Here is a 6,108-nt window from a genome sequence, read left to right on the forward strand (position 1 = left end):
ACCGCGGTCGGACATGATGTGTCGCAGAATTGCGACAGTCATGGTCGCCAAGGGAGTTCAGTGAGACCGATGGACATCCAGGCGGTTGAGCTTGCGGTGGAGCGTCGCGCGGCTGATCCCTAGCGCCTGAGCTGCAGCCGAGACATTTCCGTCAGCGCGCGCGAGTGCACGCTGGAGAGCCCCGCGCTCTGCCTCAGCGAGAATTTTGGAGCCGCGCTCAGCCCAGCCGAACAAATCGGCGGCGGGCATCGGCTTGTCGAGACACTGCTGGGTAATGCCAAGCGCCAGGCGCGCCGAACGGGTCGCGCCGACCACGAGATCGTCCGCGTCAACGGCGATCAGCGCTCCGGAGCCTTTGTCAGTCACTGGGGCGAGCAGAATTCGCGCCTTTGGGAATGCCATCTTGAAGTTTTCACCTTCGATCCGACGCACCGCGTCGACCACAGCCATCGAGATGAGATTGGCGAAGGCTTCGGTCAGATCAGCCCGGCAGGAAGACACGTCAAGCGCGGCTACAAGATTCCCTTCATGATCGTGGATAGGAGCGGTGGTGCAACTGAGCAGCGTGTTGCGCGTATGGAAATGCTGGTCACGGTGAATCGTGAGAGCGCGCCGCTCGACCAGACAGGTGCCGATCCCGTTGGTGCCTTGGCTTTCCTCGTTCCAGACGGAGCCAGTCCACAAACCCCAGGAACGAAACGTCTCGTCATCGACGGGCGCACCGCGCCGTTCGACCGGCACCCCGTCACGATCGGCAAGCAGGACACAGCACCCGACGCCGCCAACCGCGAGATAGAGCCGGTCGAGACTCGATTGGGCAGCTTGGACGAGAGGTTCGATGCGTTGCCCGGCCTGTCCCAGTTCCGCCTCCGTCAGATAGCGTGGGGGGCTACAGTCGGCTGGATCGAGCCGATGCAAATTGGAAGACCGTCGCCAGGAAGCAACCAGTGCGGACTTCGCTGCAGCGTCCGAGGCAATCGCCGCCTGGATGCGGTCGGCATGATGGCCGTATAGATCCTCGCCCATGCTTAAATCCTCCCAACCTGATGTCTTTCCTCCCGATCTGACCGGTCTGCGGTTCCCGTAGCACATAGTCAATTCGTCGAAAGAAGCAGAAAGCGGATGTCTTCCTCTCGCCTGTCTCTGAGCAATTCGTGGTTACCATCGACAGAAAGCCTACCGACAGATTGACGCGCGTTCATTGATCGGGAGCAAATGGGAGCATCTGCTGCGGTCAAAAATGCTCGCCGGCCTTGAACGGCCCGATGCGGGTGCCTGCTGCTATCAGGTAGGCTGTCGACCAGCCGATTAGCAGGAACCCGTTCACGCCCTCGAGTGCCGCCAGGACGCGCCACGCATGGGCGGGCACGATGTCGCCGTAACCAACCGTCGAGAAAGTGATGGTGGAAAAGTACAAGGCAGTTTCGAAATCGGCGAAGATGTCGAGCATCCGGTATAGCCCAGCCCAAAGCCAGACCTCCGTGGTCATGACGGCAAAGAGACCCATCACCACGCTGATCATCGCGACGATGCGGCTGCGGCGCCCGTGCATGCGAAAGCGGGACACAAGGTATCCCATCGCATGTGTGACGGCGATAAGGCCAAAGGTATGAACCAGCACCGTCAGGCTTATGACGATTGTGCCGATGAGCAGATTTAGAACCATAGATAATCATACCGATCGAAATCACGACCCAATTTGTGCCAGATCAAATCTGCAGTGCAGGGGGTGTCCCGGCCTTTTTCGCCAAGTCTCGCAGTGGCGTTGTCACAAAGCGGGCCGGATTCGGAAGTGCCATCAGGCGCCGGGTTTGCCGCTAGCTCTTAGCCTGCTTCAGCTTGAGTAGTTGCTGCGCGGCGGCCGCGTTGTCGCCGCCACCCTCCACATGCACGGTGGGAACGGCGAGCTTGATGCCGTTCTCGTCAAATGCCTTCTTGATCATCATGAACGCTCGCCGCTTGATGCCGAACTGACCTCCCGGCTTGGTCATCAGCTTCATCCTGATGTCGATCCCGGAATCGCCAAAACTGTCGACACCTTGCATTTTCAGCGGCTCGATCGTATCGGCCGCGAACTCGGGATCCGCGGCCAGCTCCTGACCGATCTTCTTGATGAGCCTGCGAGCGAGGTCTATGTCAGAATCGTAGGTGATGCTGAGAGCCATCTTGTCCATCACCCAGTCACGGCTCATGTTCTGGACGGCGCCGAGCTGGCCGAACGGCACGGTGAAAATTGGGCCGCGGTGATGCCGCAGCCTGACTGATCGCAGGCTGAACGATTCGACGGTGCCCTTATAGCTGCCGCTCTGGATATACTCACCGACACGGAAAGCGTCGTCGAGCATATAGAAAACGCCGCTCAGCACGTCCTTGACCAGTGTCTGCGAACCGAAGCCGATAGCGACGCCGAAAATGCCCGCGCCGGCGATCAAAGGTGCAATCTGCACGCCCAGTCCGGACAGGATTGTCAGCACTGCGACGGCCGCGATGAAGACAGCAAGCACGTTGCGGAATATCGGCAGCAGCGTACGCAGCCGGCCGCTGCGGGCAAGGTCGTCCGCGCTTGACCCGTCTTTTGACGCGAGCTCCATCCGATAAGCGATCAGCGCCTTCGCCAGCTGCCACAGCAGATCCGCTACCAGGAGGATGATGATGCTATTGAGCAGGCCCGAAATCACGATCGCGCCTGTTTCACTGCCGGCAAGGGCAGCAGCCCTGATGCGCCAGACATAGGCGAGCCAAGCGACCGCCGCGCCAATCATCGCTGCCCTGGCTCCCCTGACGATCAGCACGTTCAGCATGATGCCGAGGGCGCCGCTGCGCTGCGCTCTGCTGGCGAAGGCCTGTGCGACGTTGCCAACCCCACGCACCGCCACCGGCAATAGCAGCGCATAGAGGCCGAGCCACAGCACGCCGAGCAGTCCTGCCACCCAGGCCAGCCAAAGCGCGATCAGATAGAGCGTCAGCAGCGAATGCCTGGCAGCGGAAGCTGCGCTGCCCGGCCGCCGCCAGACGATTTCGATGGCGATGGCCAACATGCCCAGGCCACAAAGCAGGGCAACCACCCGCGCCACGTCGACCGAGAAACCGATGCTCGGCATGAGGCTGACCACGGCCCAGCCAAACAGCAGAAAGCCTGCGATGAGGCTCACGCGCCGAAGCCAGAAACGCTGCGCGGTCGAGTTTGCAACAGGAACTGTTGTCAGCGTCTCATCCGGCGTCCTGCTCTCCGCGCCGGCGAGTCCAAACAGCAACCTGACAATTGCGCGGACGACACGCACGGCGATGAAGGCGAGCAGCAAAGTCAGCACGATGCGGCGCAGCAAAGGCGGCCAGTCGAACGCGAGGAACGAGCCGATGGCTGCCAGAGCAAATGTCAGCAAGGCAGCGACCTCGGACAGGGCTGCCTGTCCGGGATCAATTGTTGGGTCAGAACCGCCAGGCGACAAAGCCCGGCGGACCAGCCACTCGGCGCCGAAGCCGACGACAGTCAGCACTGCCAGGATCAGGATCACCAGCCCGGGCCTACCTGAATTCACGTCGCGCGAGACGACGCCGGCGGCGTTAGCTGCCTCCTGCGGGATGCGAGGAATGGCATCGGTGAGCGCGACGAGACGTGCGCGAACGGCCAGCTCCCAGTTCGAGATTGCGTCGGCCAGCGATGCGGCAGACGGTTCCTCGGCGGCTACCGGTATCTTTCCTTCGAGCCATACCTTGACCTCCGGATCGGACAGCAGGTCGAGGAATTGCCGTGCCTTTTCGGGCGGCACGCCGTCCGGAGGCTGCTGGGCCCAGGAAGCTCCAAGGAGCACCCAAAGGAAAATCGGAATGACGGCCGACAGTAGAAGACCAATTCGAGTGGGCAGTGCATTGCTCATCGAGCGCTCCGGCAAGTTTCGATCGACAGTACGACCAGACGTTCCCGCAATCGAACGAACCATGCCGGATCGAACGCGGAACCCTGCTACTTGACCACCTCAAACTCGCCCGGCCGCCAGGTCTTGTCAAACCAGGGTTCGAGCGGGCCATAAAGCCGAAGAATCGGATACCATCCATCCCTTCCCGGCTTCGGTCTTGACCCAGTTCGCCTCTTTACCTTCAGGGGCCTTCGGGCCGAAATAGAGATCGACCGAACCGTCGGAGTTCTCGGCGAGCTTGTCGCGCTTGTTGTTCTTGCTCGGGAAGGTCTGGCCCGTCTCAAGCTCCGAGCGCGTCTGCGGATCGCCGATCACCACGGACCAGAAATCCTTGACCGGCGGATTAGCGGGAATGTGGAGGCTGTACGTCTTGGCACCGTCCAGATAGTCGCCGTTCACGTCGGTTGAGGCATAGGCGTATTGGGAACCGACGCCGATCATTTTCTGCACCATGGCGGGCGTGTTCACCGTCGCCTGGTAGGAGTCGAGATTGCGGCCGCCCTCGCCGCCGTCCCGGAGCCATTCATAGCTGCCGTCCACGAAGCCGCGTTCCAGGAGCTGTTTGGATAGAGTTGGGCGCCGTCGAGGCGAGGGCGGAAGGCCAGCGCGCGGGCGGTTGCGTTGCCGATAGCGAGCGCTTCGACCAGCAGCTTCTTCATCCGCTCGTCCGGCGCGAAGGGCTTGCCCTTCTGGATGCCGATGGAGGCAAACAGGCCCAGCATTTCCGGATCGAGCATCGAACTCGGCTCACGCTCGATGACCGTGTGGAGCTCTTCATAGAACTCGTAGTCGATGGCGTGGATGGTGTTCACCGGCTTCCGCGATCCGCTGATGAATTCCATCTTCGGCGGGTTATCGCGTTTGGGCCTCGCGGGGCAAGACGCTGGACTGCGTGTACGACAACAACAGCGCGACCATCGCTCGCGACGGATTGGAGCGGACGCTGCGCCTTTTGCTGGCCAGCGATGCCGATGAAATCAACGTCCTCGCGCATTCGATGGGCAACTGGGTGACCGTCGAGGCATTTCGGCAAATCAAGATATCGGGAAACCTCACTTCCGCCAGCAAGCTTGGTACGGTGATACTCGCCGCCCCCGACATCGACGAGGACGTATTCAAATCGGAAATGCAGCGAATTGGGAAACCAAAAAAGCCGGTTTTGATCATTGTCTCGCGCGACGACAAAGCATTGGGTCTGTCGAGGCTTATCGCTGGCGGCAAAGATCGGATTGGGGCGAGCAGCAACACGGCGGAACTCGCAGAACTCGGCGCGATAGTCGTTGACTTGTCTGATGTGAAAGCCAACGATGCGACCAATCACGGCAAGTTCGCCCAAGTCGCGGAAATTGCGCCGGATCTTCGCAAGGCCCTGGCGCAGGGTATTCCAGATCAGGAAGAGGGCGGGCTGGCCGGCGCCACGACCCGCGTTCTTACTTTACCCGTCGCGGCGCCGATAAAGATCCTGACGGCCAAGTAGCGCTTGCCGCAGGTATTTGACTTATAGAGAGGATGAACGATGACAAGACTTAGCTTGAGATTGGCCGGTGGTGCGGCTGCGATCGCCGTCGCCATGATTTTTGGCGGACTGATCGACACAGTTGTACCGCTCCCCTCTTTCGTCGGCGACGCGCAGGCGCGAGTTGGCCATCCGCTCACGCCCGGCAGCGTCGCTGGCGTTGCGAGGCGCACCACCCGCCGAACAATCCGTCGGACGGGTGTCTACGTGAACAGCCTCCCGGCCGCATGCGTGAAAACCACCGTCTACGGCCCCGTACTGTGGCACTGTGGCGGCAGGTATTATCAGGCCTCCAGCGGGCGCTACGTCGTCGTCAACATACAGTGACTTTGGGTGGCTTCTGGCAATAGTGCTCCCGGACAGGCGCGATGCGCCTGTCCGTTGGGGCCGTGCCAGCCTTCTGCGGTCCCACCGTCCCAGTTTGCGCCGAAGGAGCCCCATTTGTTCCGGAGCGCAGCGCTGTTGCTGATCACGGGACGTTCACGCGCGCCTTTCGCTCCTGGGCGGGGATGCCGCCCAGGAGCTTCAGCCGGCGATCCGAAACGGCCACTAGAGCGTTTCATGTTTTGACGGAAGCGTATCCGGCGTTTTCGAAGTAGTTCTTGCATTCGGCTGCCTCGATGGTTTCGACGAGGTGGCCGATGTGGCGCCAAGTTTCCTCGATGGTGCGTTTCT

General features: G+C 61.2%; 6 protein-coding genes and 2 pseudogenes. 2 read left to right on the forward strand and 6 right to left on the reverse strand.

Translation table 11 applies throughout. The annotated features are described in order from the left end of the window. Window positions 1-57: 57 nt before the first annotated feature. The 5 genes and pseudogenes from EN845_RS31950 to EN845_RS36385 form a co-directional block, all read right to left on the reverse strand. Window positions 58-1,026: a helix-turn-helix domain-containing protein gene (locus EN845_RS31950; protein WP_127275976.1), complete on the reverse strand. Its 969-nt coding sequence runs from the start codon at window positions 1,024-1,026 to the stop codon at window positions 58-60. Window positions 1,027-1,234: 208 nt separating this feature from the next. Next, window positions 1,235-1,666 carry a potassium channel family protein gene (locus EN845_RS31955; protein WP_127275975.1) on the reverse strand — a complete coding sequence of 144 codons (432 nt, stop codon included), beginning with the start codon at window positions 1,664-1,666 and terminating at the stop codon, window positions 1,235-1,237. Between the two features lie 128 nt (window positions 1,667-1,794). Then, window positions 1,795-3,878 (reverse strand): annotated as a pseudogene (locus EN845_RS31960) (mechanosensitive ion channel family protein); the annotation flags it as partial. A gap of 126 nt (window positions 3,879-4,004) precedes the next feature. Continuing rightward, complete coding sequence (locus EN845_RS36380; protein WP_245511863.1) at window positions 4,005-4,457, reverse strand: DUF1214 domain-containing protein; 453 nt, start codon at window positions 4,455-4,457, stop codon at window positions 4,005-4,007. Beyond that, window positions 4,382-4,759, reverse strand: coding sequence for a hypothetical protein (locus EN845_RS36385; RefSeq protein ID WP_245511864.1), 378 nt, complete (start codon window positions 4,757-4,759; stop codon window positions 4,382-4,384). Before EN845_RS36385 ends, EN845_RS36380 begins: the two co-directional genes overlap by 76 nt. Before the next feature lie 50 nt (window positions 4,760-4,809). Here EN845_RS36385 and EN845_RS31970 point away from each other — a divergent pair, with 50 nt between their 5' ends. Next, window positions 4,810-5,394, forward strand: coding sequence for an alpha/beta hydrolase (locus tag EN845_RS31970; protein WP_245511865.1), 585 nt, complete (start codon window positions 4,810-4,812; stop codon window positions 5,392-5,394). Between the two features lie 93 nt (window positions 5,395-5,487). After that, on the forward strand, window positions 5,488-5,760 hold the full coding sequence (locus EN845_RS31975; protein ID WP_245511866.1) for a hypothetical protein: 273 nt from the start codon (window positions 5,488-5,490) through the stop codon (window positions 5,758-5,760). 232 nt (window positions 5,761-5,992) lie between these two features. Here EN845_RS31975 and EN845_RS31980 read toward each other — a convergent pair. After that, a pseudogene (locus EN845_RS31980) lies at window positions 5,993-6,108 on the reverse strand (IS630 family transposase); the annotation flags it as partial.

It is taken from the genome of Mesorhizobium sp. M8A.F.Ca.ET.202.01.1.1, assembly GCF_004791595.1.
Classification (GTDB): domain Bacteria; phylum Pseudomonadota; class Alphaproteobacteria; order Rhizobiales; family Rhizobiaceae; genus Mesorhizobium.